A 14,667-nucleotide genomic window follows, 5' to 3' on the forward strand; every position below is an offset into this window, starting at 1 on the left:
AAGCCCGGCGCTACCCGCCCGGGCGGTAAAACCGGCCGATCAGACGCTTTTGATTTCGCGGAACAACGGCCACTGGCCGTCGGGCGTCCAGGCGCCATGGATAGCGGCGGGTGTCACCCAGGCGTTACTGCCGTGATATAAAAAGACATAGGCGCCGGTCTCTTCCAGCTGATCCTGCAGCTTGACGTACATGGCGGCCCGTTTAGCCTGATCCAGCTCATTGGCCGCCTCAAGATTCAACTGATCCCATGCCTTGTCGCAGGTGCGCTGGGTGTTCCAGATGCCCACCTGGCTGCAGGTAAACCACGCGGTAACCCAGCTGGCGTCCGGCGCGGTGGTGAATGTGGTCATGCGCAGCTGCGCGTCCTTCCAGGCGGTGCCTTCGGACTCCTGGCCCGCGGCGACAAAAGCGGCGCCATCCATCTGATTGATTTTAAGCGTGATGCCCACTTCGGCCAGCTGCGCCTGGATCACCTGCGCCACGGTGCCGCCGTCGGTGGAGGTGGTTAAGTCCAGCCGCAGTTGCAGATTGGACACGCCCGCTTCCTTGAGCAGCTTTTTGGCGGCCTCCGGGGAGTACGGATAGATATTTTTGCCGCGCGCGCCGGGCAGCGGCGGCGGCACCAGGCCAAACGCCGGTTTCACCGCGCCGCCGAAGGCGGCATCCAGGATGGACGGCACGTCGATCGCCTGCTGGATGGCCCGGCGCACCCGCAGGTCTTTCAGCAGCGGATGATCAACGTTCATGCCGAGCCAAGTATAGGCCAGCGCCGGCCGCACGGTAAGCGTGGTGCCTTCAACGCCGCCCTGGTACTTGGGTATGGCGCTGATGTTGATTTTGGTCATATCCAGATCGCCGGCTTCAAAGGCGATTTCCGCCGTGTTCAAATCGCCAATCGGCACCAGTTGAATCTGATCATAAAAACTGTGCGGGCCGCTCCATTTTTCATTGCGCACCAGGGTCAGCCGCTCGCGCGGCAGCCATTCGCCAATCTTATACGGGCCGGAAGACGCCAGCGGATCGGTGGCGATTTTTTTGTCCTTGGCGGCTTCCACCGCTTTTTTACAGACGATCAGGCCTGAGGCGTGCGGCAGAGTGCTGGTGAACAACGGCGCAAACGGGTGCTTGAGATGGATAACGCCCTCATAGGTGCCCTTGATTTCCACGTGATCCAACGCCTCCCAGTCGGAGGCATAGATGGCGGACAGTTTTGGGTCAAGGAAACGTTCATAAGAGTATTTAACATCCTCCGCCGTCATCTCGCCGAAGTCGCCGGTCCATTTTATGCCCGGCTTCAGCTTGAAATGCACCGTCAGCGGGTCCACCTGCTCCAGCGATTCAGCCGCATCCAACTGCCAGCCCCACTCGGTGCCCGCCTTGTACTGGCACAGGCCGGAGTACACCGCGAACATCACCATTTCGTCATACCAGCCGCTGCGGTTGGCCGGATCGAGGTTGGTAATATCCAGGTCGTTTTGCACCCGCAGGATCTTATTTTTATTATCCGCGGCAAAGGCCAGCCTCTGGCCGCCGATCATCAGCGAGCTGGAAGCCCCCGCGGCGAGAATCGCCATCGTCTTGAGAAGGGAACGTCTGTTCATCGAGGGGCCTTTCATGGATGCATCTCCTTAACTATGATGCGGCTGGGCTGAGCCTGTTGGGGTTGCGCGTTAATCAAAGGGGTATGACAGGAAACCTGGTGCTCCCCGCTGAGGGGACGTAATACGGGTGCGGCGGTCCGGCACAGCAGGGTCGCCAGGGGACAACGGGTATGGAATTCACAGCCGGAAGGCCGGCGCGCCAGGGTGGGCACCTCGCCGGTCAGCACGCCGGCATTGGGCGGATTATGTTTGCTTTTCGCGCTCAGCAGCGCCCGGGTATAGGGATGGGCCGGCTGGCGGAACACCACGTCGGTCGGACCGGTTTCCACGATGCGCCCTAGATACATAATGGCGATACGGTCGGTAACGTGGCGGGTGATGGCCAGGTTATGGGTAATGATCAGGTAACTCATGCCCAGCTCGCGCTGCAGGGCGGTCAACAGGTTCAGCAACTCGCCCTGCACCGACAGATCCAGCCCCGCCGTGGGTTCGTCGGCGATGATAAGCTTCGGACGCAGTGCCAGCGCCCGCGCCACCGCCACCCGCCGCGCCTGGCCGCCGGACAGCTGATGGGGATAGCGGTCGAGGAACAGCGACGGCAACCCCACCAGGTCGAGCAGCCGGGAGGCCTCCACCCGGCGTTTAATCTCCCGGCCGTTGACGGTAAACGGCTCAGTAACCAGATGTTCGACGGTCATGCGCGGGTCGAGCGCGGCCATCGGGTCCTGGAATATCAGCCCGGTTTCCCGTCGAATGGCGCGCCAGGACAAATCGCTGGCGTCATGCGGTTCGCGGCCGTTGACCTGAATGCTGCCGCGCGCCGTAGGCGCCAGGCCGATAACCGCGCGGCCGAGGGTGGTTTTGCCGCTGCCGCTTTCACCGATAAGGCCCAACGTCTTACCCGGCGGCACATGCAGGCTGACGCCCGCCAGCACATCGACATGGCGGACCGCGCCGGGCCGCAGGCGGCTCAGCAGGGTGCCCGTCTTGTAGCGGACGACTAAATCCCGGATCTCAAGCATGGGCATTCACCTTATGGCAACGAACCACCCAACCGTCGGCGTCAAGCAGGGTGTCGGGCGGGTTTTGCACGCCGCACGGAGCAAAGGCCACACCGCAGCGGGGCTGGAAAGGACAGCCGACGCGATTGATGCTGGGCATGGGCACCGAGCCGGCGATAAACGGCAGTTCCCGCGTCGCCACCTCGATACGTTCAGGATCACAGGCCAGCAACGCCTGGGTATACGGATGGGACGGCGCGGAAAAAATCTGCTTTATCGGCCCGGCTTCGACAATTTCCCCGGCGTACATCACCGCCACCTTGTCGCACAGGGCGCTGACCAGATGTAAATCGTGGGTGACAAAAATAATGGCGCCGTCCACCAGCTTCCGGCTGGCCCTGAGCACCTCCACCACCTGCATTTCGGTGGTGGCGTCCAGCGCGGTGGTGGGTTCGTCGGCGATCAGCAGTTCCGGTTCGGTCAGCAGGGCGGCGGCGATGGCGATGCGCTGGCGAATGCCGCCGCTCAGCTCATGCGGGTATTGCTTTAACCGCCCTTTGGGGTCGGAAATTCCGACGCGCTCAAGCATTACCAGGGCGCGCGCCAGTTTTTCCGCTTTAGATCCCGATTTATGGTGCTGAAACGCCAGCAGTTGCCTGCCGATGGTAATCACCGGATTCAGGGCCGTAAACGGGTCCTGGGAAACCGTGGCGATGCCGTTGCCGCGCAGCCGTCGCTTGGCGTATTCCGGCAGGTCGAGCAGGTTTTGGTCCTTGTAGCGCAGTTGACCGCTCGCATGGGCGTTGGCCGGCAGCAGGGTCAGCATGGCGCCGACCAGCGTCGATTTGCCCGAGCCGCTCTCCCCCACCAATCCCAATACCTCGCCCTTGTCCACGGACAGGGAAATATTACGCACCGCTTTCAGCGGACCTTTGGCCGAGTCATAGGTGACCGACAGATCGTGGATGTCCAGCAGGGCCATCAGCTCTCTCCTCTGGATTGCCGGGCGGTGCGCGGGTCAAGCGCGTCGCGCAGCGCCTCGCCAAGAAAGGTGAACCCCAGGGTGGCCAGGATAATGGGGATGCCGGCGGCGATAACGATATGCGGCGCCTGGCGGATATAGGAATAACCGTCGTTGAGCACCGTGCCCCAGCTGGCGTCGGGAGGCTGCACGCCCTGGCCGAGGAAACTCAGGCCGGATTCGATGGCGATCACCGCTGGGATATCCATGGCCACCAGTACCAGCAGGGTACCCACCAGATTGGGGATCAGGTGGCGGAATACCACGCTCAGGGGAGAGGCGCCCATGGCGCGGGCGGCGACAATATATTCCATACGTTTCAGCACCCGCGTCTGGCTGCGCACGACCCGGAAATACCCCGGCACCATAAAGGTGACAATGATCATGATGATGGTGACGACGCTTGAGCCGATAAGCGTCACCACCGCCAGCGCGAATAAAATCATCGGAATCGACATCAGCGCGTCGCAAAACAACATCAGCAGCGTATCGACTTGCCGTGGGCCATACCCGGCCAGCAGCCCCAGCATGGACCCGATCAACAGCGCGCCGCCGGTGCCGATAAACGCCACCGTCATGGCGATACGGCTGCCATAAATCAGGCGCGAGAGAATATCGCGCCCCAGCTGATCGTTGCCCAGCCAATATTCCATGCTTGGCCCCTTCAGCCTGAGCGCCGCCTTGATGGCGATGGGATCGTGCGGGGCCAGCCACGGGGCGAAAACGGCACAGGCCAGCAGCGCGGCGACGCAGATCAGGGCAAAACGGCCCATCCCGCCCGACCAGACCTGGCGCAGCACGCGAAAGGCGCCGGGACGCGGCGCGGCGGCGGAAACCGGGGTGGCCGCGGCCGGGGTATTGGTGGTGATAAGAGCCATGGTCAAAGCTCCTGCCGCACGCGCGGATCGAGAAAAGTGTTAATCAAATCGGCAATCAGGTTGGCCAGCACATAAAAGCCGGAAGTTACCACCACCGTGCCCATCACCACCGGAAAATTACGTGAAATCACCGAATCAAAGGCCAGCTTGCCCAGGCCGGGACGGGCAAAAACGATTTCAGTCAGCACCGCGCCGGATAACAGCGAGCCGATGCCGACCCCCAGCACAGATACCACCGGCACTACCGCAATCGGCAGCGCATAACGCATGGCGATAAGCCGCTCGCCGATGCCGAACGCCCGATAGGTGCGGATATGGTTCTCCTTAAGCACTTCCAGCATGGACGCCCGCACCAGCCGCGATAGATAACCGATCCAGCTCAGGCCCACCGTCAGCGACGGCAGTACCAGGGCATTCAGCTGGGAAACGGGATCGTCCCGCTGTCCCGCGCCAATGGCGGGAAACCATTTCAGGGTGACCGCGAAAATCAGCAGGGCATAGATAGCCACCACAAAGGCCGGCAGGGCGATAACGCTGGTGGACATCAGGCCGATAAGGCGGTCGGCCAGGCTGTTCTGGCGCAGCGCCGCCCAGCAGCCCAGCGGGATGCCCAGGAGAACGGCCCAGGCGATGGCCGACAGCGCCAGAATCAGGGTATTTGGCAGGGCGCGGGCAATCAATTGGGCCACCGGCCGGTGGGTGAGGACGTCTTCGCCCAGATCGCCGGTGGCCACGTTAGCGATAAAGCGGGCGATCTGCACGACGGCCGGCCGGTCCAGCCCCATATGTTCGCGCAGCGCCTGTTTTTGCGCTTCGCTGGCGCGCGGCCCCAGCGCCACCGACGCCGGATCGCCCGGCACCAGGAACACCAGGCAAAAAAGTAACGAGATGGCGAGCAACATCACTGACGCCGCCAGCATAAGCCGCCGAAGCAGGTAAAAAAACATAAGCCCAGCCTGTTTAAGTTTTCGCTAAGGAACATCCGCCGGCACACCGGTAAGGCCGCGGTGGACAGGCCGGATTCTGCTTGATGGCAGCAGGAAACGTAAGCAAGCTTGCCAGTGTTTACACCCATTGAACGTCGTTATTACGACGCGTTTTAGCAAAAAAACGACATATAAGAACGCCGTATGCCTCGCCGCGCTTCCCGCTAGGGATTTACCCCGCCGGCATGGACGAAGCAGAGTTTATTGCCTTCGGGATCGCGGCAGTAGGCGGCGTAAAAATCATCGGCATAGATGGCGCGGACACCGGGCTCGCCCTCGTCGATTCCGCCCTGGCTGAGGGCCACCGACCAGGCTGAGGCCACCGCGTCCTGCGATGGCGCGGCAAAACTCACCTGGCAACCGTTGCCCCAGGTGGCGGGCAGGCCGTTGATGGGACGCCGGACCACAAACTGCGGCCAGCGCTGACCGGCTTTGCTCCAGATAATGCCGGCGGGGCAGTCCAGCTCCTGCGGCGTCATCCTTACTAAGTCCAGCTCGGCGAGAACGCGATCATAAAAGGCAATCATGCGCGGCAGCTCCCGTGCGCCCAGCTGGATATGGCTAAACATCGGCTATCCTCCGAAATGAACAGATACGTATTGATTATAGGTGTCCCGGCCCTACCCACCCCTATTCGCGGCGCGACAATAGATTTATCCCCGACGCATTTACAGCCTGGCGCTGGAGTATAAAATAATAACGCCTTGATACTTCACGGTTATTCGTCGACGTCTTAGCCGGGTTTTGGTAAAACGAAAAAATTATGATTATAAATCAGTTATTTAAATGAAAATTTCCCGGAAATTATTCCGCGGTGATGTTTTTGTGAGGAATTTATTTAAATTAATTTTTTTAAATCTTTATTATTTTATTACTTAACAATATAAGTGAGTCACTTTTTTAATTGATGTCGTTTGTAAAATACCTATATATATCATGAAGTTATTATTTTTTGCTTTTTGTAAAAATATAAAGATAGCAGGCTATAAAGTTAATACAAAAGTAATAAAATAAAATAAAATATCACTGCCGTGATATTTCAATATTACATGCGTATTTTTCTATTAGCCATGTTTCAAAATAGAAAATATTCATATAAACTGCACTGGCTTTAACAATCAATATTGTAAATGGCTCTTCTTAGGGAAGGGCAATTCATGATTCTTGTAGCGCTTTGCGCGAACTATATTGACGGTTTCTTTGCTACCGGTGGATTGCGGGTAGAACGTTATTGCTGTGCAAGGCGTTTTTCACTAACTCAATGCCGGAGGGATAAATTAATCCCTGTATCAATATAACAGCTTTTAACCTGCCATCGCGGCGAGTAAATCGTCTTAATTTACAGAGAGGAACGACAATGGACAAAAAAATAGACATGTCAGTTACCGTAGAATCTTTATCTCGCATCTATCATCGCCTGAGAAAAGAAGTGAACGGCCAATTGGTCAATGAAGGACTTTCATTGTCCAAAATGAAGATCCTGCAATTGATTACCCATGGCAAGACCAGCGCCACGGATATCAAAAATTATATGGGATTTTCTTCCCGTACGGTAGTGACGGTGCTGGACGCCCTGGAGAAAGACGAAATGCTGCAGCGCCAGCAAAGCCCGACCGACCGCCGGGTTAAACATGTTTATATTACAGAAAAAGGACGCGATAAACTGGAAATTGCCCAGCAGACTCATCGTACTATCCTTGAGCGTATTCTGGCGCCTTTATCTGAAGCGCAATTGGAAAAATTCGGTGAAATTTGCAATACCCTCGAAGCAGGCCAGCGTTAATTGTCGGTTTAGACCGCTGCATATCCTATTTAATGGGCGGCATAAACCATGCCGCTCTAAAATATAAGCAGTATCAAATTTCCCTCATCCACAGGGCGTTATTTGTCGATGAGGGAACGCCTTCGGGTAGCAAAAGTATAAGCAATTCTTGATAAATGCATGTCTATTGCTTTTTCGGCCACACCGGGTTGAATGGAAAACTGGCCGTTAATAAAGCCCAACCTCGCTGGATATATGCGACTACGATCGGGGCAACGTTGGCCATGACATCCCATCCCCCTATGATTCTGAAATAGTTAGCGGCTCATCACTTAAGTTTTCTTTATGTAATAATCGAAAAAGCGTAAACCACATCCATTATTTGAGCGCCCGCTATGCTTGCCGCCGCCGTCACCCTGGCGCCAAGGGCGCAAAAGCCCGGCGCTAAACAGCAAGGGAAGCTGCAACCTGCATCAATGCCGTGTATAATGTGAGACGATATCGTCTTCACGCGTCGATTCATCAACGACGGTTATCCACTAAAGACATCAACTACAGCCGAAAAATTCCCACTATGGTTCATGGTACGCTTTACATTGTTTCCGCTCCCAGCGGCGCGGGAAAATCAAGCCTGATCCAGGCGTTGCTTAAAACACAACCGCTTTACGACACCCAGGTATCGATCTCCCACACCACGCGGCCCATACGTCCGGGGGAAAAAGACGGGGAACATTATTTTTTTATTTCCGAGGCTGAGTTCAAGCGCATGATCGGGGAGGAGTGCTTCCTCGAATACGCCAACGTCTTCGGCAATTATTACGGCACGTCGCGCGAGGCCATCGAACAGGTGTTGTCCACCGGCGTGGACGTGTTTTTGGATATCGACTGGCAGGGCGCGCAGCAAATTCGCGAGCGCATGCCCCAGGCCCGCAGCATCTTTGTGCTGCCGCCGTCCAGGGAAGAGCTGGATCGGCGCCTGCGCGGCCGCGGGCAGGATAGCGAAGAGGTCATTGCCCGCCGTATGGCGCAGGCGGTGGCGGAAATGTCGCATTATGCCGAGTATGATTACCTGATTGTGAATGACGAGTTCAATACGGCCCTGATGGATTTAAAAACCATTATTCGTGCCGAACGTCTGCGTCTGGGCCGGCAAAAATTACGGCATGACGCTTTAATCACCAAACTGTTGGCGGACTGAAACAACTTTCAGTATGATGCCCAGTCATTTCTCTATTTGCGGAGTAGCTCACATATGGCACGCGTAACTGTACAAGACGCCGTTGAAAAAATTGGTAATCGTTTTGACCTGGTGCTGGTCGCTGCCCGTCGCGCTCGCCAACTTCAGGTCGGCGGTAAAGATCCCCTGGTGGCGGAAGAAAACGACAAATTCACCGTTATCGCCCTGCGTGAAATAGAAGAAGGCCTGATTACCAATCAGATCCTCGACTTGCGGGATCGCCAGGAACAGCAGGAGCAGGAAGCCGCGGAAATCCAGGCGGTAACCGCTATTGCTGAAGGTCGTCGCTAAATTCGGACAACGGTTCACAATTGTATCTGTTTGAAAGCCTGAATCTGCTGATTCAACGATACCTGCCCGAGGATCAGATTAAACTCCTCCGGCAGGCATACCTTGTCGCCCGTGATGCTCACGAGGGACAGTCACGCTCCAGCGGCGAGCCTTATATCACCCATCCGGTGGCCGTGGCCTGTATTCTGGCCGAAATGCGTCTTGACCATGAGACGCTGATGGCGGCGCTGCTGCATGATGTGATTGAGGATACCCCGGCCACCTACCAGGACATGGAGCAGTTGTTCGGTAAAACCGTGGCCGAGTTGGTCGAAGGCGTGTCGAAACTCGATAAGCTTAAGTTTCGCGACAAAAAAGAAGCCCAGGCGGAAAATTTCCGCAAAATGATCATGGCCATGGTGCAGGATATCCGGGTGGTGCTGATAAAGCTGGCCGACCGGACCCACAATATGCGCACCCTTGGCGCGCTGCGTCCTGATAAACGCCGCCGCATCGCCCGCGAAACCCTGGAAATCTATAGCCCGCTGGCCCACCGGCTGGGTATCCATCACCTTAAGACCGAACTTGAGGAACTGGGCTTCGAGGCGCTGTATCCCAACCGCTACCGGGTGATCAAGGAAGTGGTCAAGTCGGCGCGCGGCAACCGCAAAGAGATGATCCAGAAAATCCTGGCGGAAATTGAAGGACGGCTGACCGAAGCGGGCATTCCCTGTCGCGTCAGCGGACGCGAAAAACATCTGTACTCCATTTATTGCAAAATGCATCTCAAAGAGCAGCGCTTTCACTCCATTATGGATATCTACGCCTTCCGGGTCATCGTCGGCGAAGTGGATACCTGCTACCGGGTACTGGGACAGATGCACAGCCTGTATAAACCGCGCCCGGGACGGGTGAAGGACTATATCGCCATTCCCAAGGCCAATGGCTATCAATCCCTGCATACCTCGATGATCGGCCCCCACGGCGTACCGGTGGAAGTACAAATCCGCACCGAGGACATGGACCAGATGGCGGAAATGGGCGTGGCGGCGCACTGGGCTTATAAAGAACAGGGTGAAACCGGCACCACGGCGCAGATCCGCGCGCAGCGCTGGATGCAAAGCCTGCTGGAGCTGCAGCAAAGCGCCGGCAGCTCGTTTGAATTTATTGAAAGCGTTAAGTCCGATCTGTTTCCGGACGAAATTTACGTCTTTACCCCGGAAGGACGCATCGTAGAACTGCCGGCGGGCGCCACGCCGGTGGACTTTGCCTACGCGGTGCATACCGATATCGGCCATGCCTGCGTCGGCGCCAGGGTCGATCGCCAGCCTTACCCCTTGTCCCAGGCCCTGACCAGCGGACAGGCGGTGGAAATTATTACCGCCCCCGGCGCCCGTCCCAACGCCGCCTGGCTGAATTTTGTCGTCAGTTCCAAGGCGCGGGCCAAAATTCGCCAGATGCTGAAAAACCTCAAACGCGACGATTCCGTCAGTTTGGGCCGGCGTTTATTGAACCACGCCCTTGGCGGCAGCCGTAAACTGGCCGAGGTGCCGCCGGAAAATATCCAGCATGAACTGGACCGGATGAAACTGGCCTCCCTGGACGATCTGCTGGCGGAAATCGGCCTGGGCAACGCCATGAGCGTGGTGATTGCCCGTAATCTGCAGGGCGACCAGTCCAATATGGCGCCGTCCGGCGCCTCCGTTTCCGGTCCCAAAACCCTGCCGATCAAAGGCGCGGAAGGCGTGCTTATCACCTTTGCCAAATGCTGCCGCCCTATTCCCGGCGATCCGATTATCGCCCATGTCAGCCCGGGTAAAGGGCTGGTGGTTCATCATGAATCCTGCCGCAATATCCGCGGCTACCAGAAAGAAGCGGAAAAATTCATGGCGGTGGAATGGGATCTGGATACCGAGCAGGAGTTTATCGCCGAGATTAAAGCGGATATGTTTAATCACCAGGGCGCGCTGGCCAACCTGACCGCGGCTATCAATGCCGCCGATTCCAATATCCAAAGCCTGAACACCGAAGAGAAAGACGGGCGGGTCTATAGCGCGTTTATCCGCCTGACCGTGCGCGACCGTGTCCATCTGGCGAATATTATGCGTAAAATACGCGTTATGCCGGATGTCATCCGGGTCACCCGTAACCGCAACTAACAACCTGGCCGCCAACCGGCGCGACATCATGGCCGTTCCGCCATTGCGGGCCAGTTTACCTGCCACGGAGTGCTGAATGATGGAAGGCCGTCTGCTGAATGCCATACCGCTGAGTTCGCTTTCAGGGGTCGGCCCCGCCCAGTCGGCAAGGCTTGCGCGGCTTGGCCTGGAAAACCTGCAGGACCTGCTGCTGCATCTGCCCTCGCGCTACGAGGATCGCACCCGTCTCTACCCCATTGGCGATGCGCTGCCCGGCATGTTTGTCACCGTGCAGGGCGAGGTGCTGGCCTGCGATATCAGTTTTGGCCGGCGGCGCATGTTGACCTGCCGCATGCGCGACGACAGCGGCATGATGACCCTGCGGTTTTTCAACTTTAACGCCGCGATGAAAAATAGCCTGGCTCCCGGCCGGCGCGTTACCGCCTATGGCGAAATCCGCCGCGGCCAGCAGGGCGCCGAAATTATCCATCCTGAATATCATGTGCTCGGCGATCATGACGACGTCACCCTCGCGCCGTCGTTAACTCCCGTCTATCCCACCACCGAAGGCGTGCGCCAGGCGACGTTGCGCAGCCTGACAGACCAGGCGCTGACCCTGCTTGATACCTGCCCGATTGCCGAGCTGCTGCCGCCGGAGCTGAGCCGGGGCCTGATAAGCCTGCCCGACGCCCTGCGCACTCTGCACCGTCCGGCGCCGGACATTTCGCTCGCCGATCTGGAACTGGGCAAACACCCGGCGCAACGGCGGCTGATCCTGGAGGAGCTGCTGGCCCATAATCTCAGTATGCTGGCGGTGCGGGCTGGGGTACGCAAGGAGCTGGCGCTGGCGCTGACCGCCGATCATCATCTCAAGCAGCAATTCCTCGGCCGGCTGCCCTTCGCGCCCACCGGCGCCCAGCAACGGGTGGCGACGGAAATCGAGAGCGACCTGGCTCTACCCGTGCCGATGATGCGTCTGGTGCAGGGCGACGTCGGCTCGGGTAAAACCCTGGTGGCGGCCCTGGCGGCGCTGCGAGCCATTGCCCAGGGCAAGCAGGTGGCCTTGATGGCGCCCACCGAACTGCTGGCCGAGCAGCATGCGCAAACGTTTCGCAACTGGTTTGAGCCATTGGGCATTGAGGTGGGCTGGCTGGCCGGCAAACAAAAAGGCAAGGCGCGTATTGCCCAGCAAGATGCCATCGCCGCCGGCAGGGTGGCGATGGTGGTGGGTACCCATGCCATTTTCCAGGAACAGGTGCAATTCTCGGGGCTGGCGCTGGTGATTATCGACGAGCAGCACCGCTTTGGCGTGCATCAGCGCCTGGCATTATGGGAGAAGGGCCTGGCGCAGGGGTTCCATCCCCACCAGCTCATCATGACCGCCACTCCCATCCCGCGCACGCTCGCCATGACCGCCTATGCCGATCTGGATACCTCGGTTATTGATGAGCTGCCCCCCGGCCGCACGCCCGTGACCACGGTGGCCATTCCCGACACCCGGCGCGAAGATGTCATCCAGCGGGTGCGCCAAGCCTGCTTACAGGAGCAGCGCCAGGCCTATTGGGTCTGCACCATCATCGAGGAATCCGATCTGCTGGAAGCCCAGGCGGCGCAGGCCACCTGGGAGGGGCTCGCCGCCGCCCTGCCGGAACTGACCGTCGGGATGGTGCATGGGCGCATGAAATCACAGGAAAAACAGCAGATTATGCAGGCATTCAAGGCCGGTGAGGTTCACTTGCTGGTGGCGACCACCGTTATTGAGGTTGGCGTCGATGTGCCCAACGCCAGCCTGATGATTATCGAGAACCCGGAACGCCTGGGACTGGCGCAGCTGCATCAGCTGCGCGGCCGCGTGGGACGCGGCGCGGTGGCCTCGCACTGTGTGCTGCTCTATAAATCGCCCCTGAGCAAAACCGCGCAGCGGCGTCTACAGGTGCTGCGGGATACCAACGACGGTTTTATCATCGCGCAACAAGATCTGGAGATCCGCGGCCCCGGGGAATTGCTGGGCACGCGCCAGACCGGCAACGCGGAATTCAAAGTGGCCGATCTGCTGCGCGACCAGGCCATGATCCCGGAAGTCCAGCGGCTGGCGCGCCATATCCACCAACACTATCCCGCCGCCGCCCAGGCGCTGATTGAGCGCTGGATGCCGGAGCGCGTGCGCTATACCAACGCCTGAGCCATAAGTATTCCCTCTTGTTCCCTCCTGCCGGCATCGGCACCCGGGGCGCCGGCCTGAAATCTGCGCCGGCATTGACCTATATCAACCGGCGCGGGCGCAGGTCGCGAGCAATCGTTTGCTTTTAAAAACAGGATGATTAAAATGCCTCCTTTGCCGCCCAGGAATGTTTCCCCCCATGACCATGCCAGCCACTGACGTTGATGACGCGCCGATTCCCGTTGCCAAAAGCGAGCTGATTTATCACCTCGACGATCGTCCGCCGCTGGCGGAAACCCTGTTTGCCGCCTGCCAGCATCTGCTGGCCATGTTTGTCGCCGTGATTACGCCCGGCCTGTTAATCTGCCAGGCGCTGGGGCTCCCGGCGCAGGACACGCAGCATATTATCAGCATGTCGCTGTTTGCCTCCGGCCTGGCCTCGCTGCTGCAAATCAAGACCTGGGGACCGGTGGGATCGGGCCTGCTGTCCATCCAGGGCACCAGCTTTAACTTTGTCACGCCGCTTATCATGGGCGGCCTGGCGCTGAAAAACGGCGGCGCCGATGTGCCCACGATGATGGCGGCCCTGTTCGGCACGCTGATGGTGGCGTCCTGCACGGAAATTTTATTATCCCGCGTGCTGCACCTGGCCCGGCGCATCATTACGCCGCTGGTATCGGGTATCGTGGTGATGATTATCGGCATTTCCCTGATCCAGGTCGGCCTGACTTCCATCGGCGGCGGTTTCGCCGCCATGGGCGATCATACCTTCGGCGCGCCGAAAAACCTGATGCTGGCGGGCGTGGTGCTGCTGGTCATCATCCTGCTCAATCGTCAGCGCAATCCCTATCTGCGGGTCGCCTCGCTGGTGATCGCCATGGCGGTGGGCTATCTGGCGGCCTGGATGATGGGCATGTTGCCGCAGACCGCTCCCGCGCCGGCGCAATCCATAATCATGGTGCCGACCCCGCTGTATTACGGCCTGGGTTTTGACTGGGATCTGCTTATCCCGCTGATGCTGGTATTTATGGTCACTTCGCTGGAGACCATCGGCGATATTACCGCCACCTCCGACGTCTCGGAACAGCCGGTACGCGGCCCCATCTATATGCGGCGCCTGAAAGGCGGCGTGCTGGCCAACGGCCTGAATTCAATGCTGTCGGCCGTGTTCAACACTTTCCCAAACTCCTGTTTCGGTCAAAATAACGGCGTCATCCAACTGACCGGCGTCGCCAGCCGCTATGTCGGCTTTGTGGTGTCGCTGATGCTGATTGCGCTGGGGCTGTTTCCGGTGGTCAGCGGCTTTGTACAGCATATTCCCGAGCCGGTGCTGGGCGGCGCGACTATCGTCATGTTCGGCACCATCGCCGCGTCCGGCGTACGTATCGTATCCCGTGAACGGCTTAATCGCCGCGCCATTATGATTATCGCCCTATCGTTGGCGGTAGGGCTGGGCGTGTCGCAGCAGCCGCTGATTTTGCAGTTCGCGCCGCAGTGGCTGAAGACCCTGATGTCCTCCGGCATTGCCGCCGGCGGCATTACCGCCATCATCTTGAATTTATTGTTCCCGCCGGAACATAATTAATTAGTTAGCTATCATTTTTTTGCGGT

At 58.4% G+C, this 14,667-nt stretch carries 12 protein-coding genes; 6 read left to right on the forward strand and 6 right to left on the reverse strand.

The annotated features are described in order from the left end of the window. Window positions 1-39: 39 nt before the first annotated feature. The 6 genes from ACL2XG_RS15825 to ACL2XG_RS15850 form a co-directional block, all read right to left on the reverse strand. Window positions 40-1,602, reverse strand: coding sequence for an ABC transporter substrate-binding protein (locus ACL2XG_RS15825; RefSeq protein WP_410012800.1), 1,563 nt, complete (start codon window positions 1,600-1,602; stop codon window positions 40-42). Between the two features lie 11 nt (window positions 1,603-1,613). Then, window positions 1,614-2,624: an oligopeptide/dipeptide ABC transporter ATP-binding protein gene (locus ACL2XG_RS15830; protein ID WP_413721770.1), complete on the reverse strand. Its 1,011-nt coding sequence runs from the start codon at window positions 2,622-2,624 to the stop codon at window positions 1,614-1,616. Continuing rightward, window positions 2,617-3,585, reverse strand: a complete 969-nt coding sequence (locus tag ACL2XG_RS15835; protein WP_410012802.1) for an ABC transporter ATP-binding protein — start codon at window positions 3,583-3,585, stop codon at window positions 2,617-2,619. The genes ACL2XG_RS15830 and ACL2XG_RS15835 overlap by 8 nt, the downstream gene beginning before the upstream one ends. Beyond that, window positions 3,585-4,502: an ABC transporter permease gene (locus ACL2XG_RS15840; RefSeq protein ID WP_413721769.1), complete on the reverse strand. Its 918-nt coding sequence runs from the start codon at window positions 4,500-4,502 to the stop codon at window positions 3,585-3,587. The genes ACL2XG_RS15835 and ACL2XG_RS15840 overlap by 1 nt, the downstream gene beginning before the upstream one ends. A 2-nt stretch (window positions 4,503-4,504) precedes the next feature. Beyond that, entirely contained in the window at window positions 4,505-5,449 is a 945-nt protein-coding gene (locus ACL2XG_RS15845) for an ABC transporter permease (RefSeq protein ID WP_410012804.1), read from the reverse strand. A 203-nt stretch (window positions 5,450-5,652) separates the two neighbouring features. Then, window positions 5,653-6,057, reverse strand: a complete 405-nt coding sequence (locus ACL2XG_RS15850) for a VOC family protein (RefSeq protein ID WP_410012805.1) — start codon at window positions 6,055-6,057, stop codon at window positions 5,653-5,655. 788 nt (window positions 6,058-6,845) lie between these two features. On the opposite strand from ACL2XG_RS15850, the gene ACL2XG_RS15855 reads away from it, so the two are divergent. The 6 genes from ACL2XG_RS15855 (at window position 6,846) to ACL2XG_RS15880 (ending at window position 14,641) form a co-directional block, all read left to right on the forward strand. After that, the gene (locus ACL2XG_RS15855) at window positions 6,846-7,271 is read left to right on the forward strand and encodes a MarR family winged helix-turn-helix transcriptional regulator (protein ID WP_410012806.1); all 426 of its coding nucleotides are present in this window, start codon (window positions 6,846-6,848) and stop codon (window positions 7,269-7,271) included. 553 nt (window positions 7,272-7,824) lie between these two features. Further along, window positions 7,825-8,448, forward strand: coding sequence for a guanylate kinase (gmk, locus tag ACL2XG_RS15860; RefSeq protein ID WP_410012807.1), 624 nt, complete (start codon window positions 7,825-7,827; stop codon window positions 8,446-8,448). 54 nt (window positions 8,449-8,502) lie between these two features. Continuing rightward, a complete protein-coding gene (gene rpoZ, locus ACL2XG_RS15865) occupies window positions 8,503-8,778 on the forward strand; it encodes a DNA-directed RNA polymerase subunit omega (protein WP_132924177.1) in 276 nt (91 codons plus the stop codon). Window positions 8,779-8,798: 20 nt separating this feature from the next. Further along, on the forward strand, window positions 8,799-10,916 hold the full coding sequence (spoT, locus tag ACL2XG_RS15870; RefSeq protein ID WP_410012808.1) for a bifunctional GTP diphosphokinase/guanosine-3',5'-bis pyrophosphate 3'-pyrophosphohydrolase: 2,118 nt from the start codon (window positions 8,799-8,801) through the stop codon (window positions 10,914-10,916). A 79-nt stretch (window positions 10,917-10,995) separates the two neighbouring features. Then, a complete protein-coding gene (gene recG / locus ACL2XG_RS15875; protein ID WP_410016666.1) occupies window positions 10,996-13,077 on the forward strand; it encodes an ATP-dependent DNA helicase RecG in 2,082 nt (693 codons plus the stop codon). A gap of 184 nt (window positions 13,078-13,261) precedes the next feature. Then, the gene (locus tag ACL2XG_RS15880; protein ID WP_410016667.1) at window positions 13,262-14,641 is read left to right on the forward strand and encodes a nucleobase:cation symporter-2 family protein; all 1,380 of its coding nucleotides are present in this window, start codon (window positions 13,262-13,264) and stop codon (window positions 14,639-14,641) included. Window positions 14,642-14,667: the final 26 nt, after the last annotated feature.

The organism is Sodalis sp. RH24, assembly GCF_047324145.1.
Classification (GTDB): domain Bacteria; phylum Pseudomonadota; class Gammaproteobacteria; order Enterobacterales; family Enterobacteriaceae; genus Acerihabitans.

What these genes read in the sequence shown, in the direction of transcription:
- ACL2XG_RS15850 (WP_410012805.1), bottom strand. Translation starts at nt 6,057, where the DNA reads ATGTTTAGCCATATCCAGCTGGGCGCACGGGAGCTGCCGCGCATGATT.
- ACL2XG_RS15855 (WP_410012806.1), top strand. Translation starts at nt 6,846, where the DNA reads ATGGACAAAAAAATAGACATGTCAGTTACCGTAGAATCTTTATCTCGC.
- recG (WP_410016666.1), top strand. Translation starts at nt 10,996, where the DNA reads ATGGAAGGCCGTCTGCTGAATGCCATACCGCTGAGTTCGCTTTCAGGG.
- ACL2XG_RS15825 (WP_410012800.1), bottom strand. Translation starts at nt 1,602, where the DNA reads ATGAACAGACGTTCCCTTCTCAAGACGATGGCGATTCTCGCCGCGGGG.
- ACL2XG_RS15845 (WP_410012804.1), bottom strand. Translation starts at nt 5,449, where the DNA reads ATGTTTTTTTACCTGCTTCGGCGGCTTATGCTGGCGGCGTCAGTGATG.
- rpoZ (WP_132924177.1), top strand. Translation starts at nt 8,503, where the DNA reads ATGGCACGCGTAACTGTACAAGACGCCGTTGAAAAAATTGGTAATCGT.
- ACL2XG_RS15880 (WP_410016667.1), top strand. Translation starts at nt 13,262, where the DNA reads ATGCCAGCCACTGACGTTGATGACGCGCCGATTCCCGTTGCCAAAAGC.
- ACL2XG_RS15835 (WP_410012802.1), bottom strand. Translation starts at nt 3,585, where the DNA reads ATGGCCCTGCTGGACATCCACGATCTGTCGGTCACCTATGACTCGGCC.
- gmk (WP_410012807.1), top strand. Translation starts at nt 7,825, where the DNA reads ATGGTTCATGGTACGCTTTACATTGTTTCCGCTCCCAGCGGCGCGGGA.
- ACL2XG_RS15840 (WP_413721769.1), bottom strand. Translation starts at nt 4,502, where the DNA reads ATGGCTCTTATCACCACCAATACCCCGGCCGCGGCCACCCCGGTTTCC.
- ACL2XG_RS15830 (WP_413721770.1), bottom strand. Translation starts at nt 2,624, where the DNA reads ATGCTTGAGATCCGGGATTTAGTCGTCCGCTACAAGACGGGCACCCTG.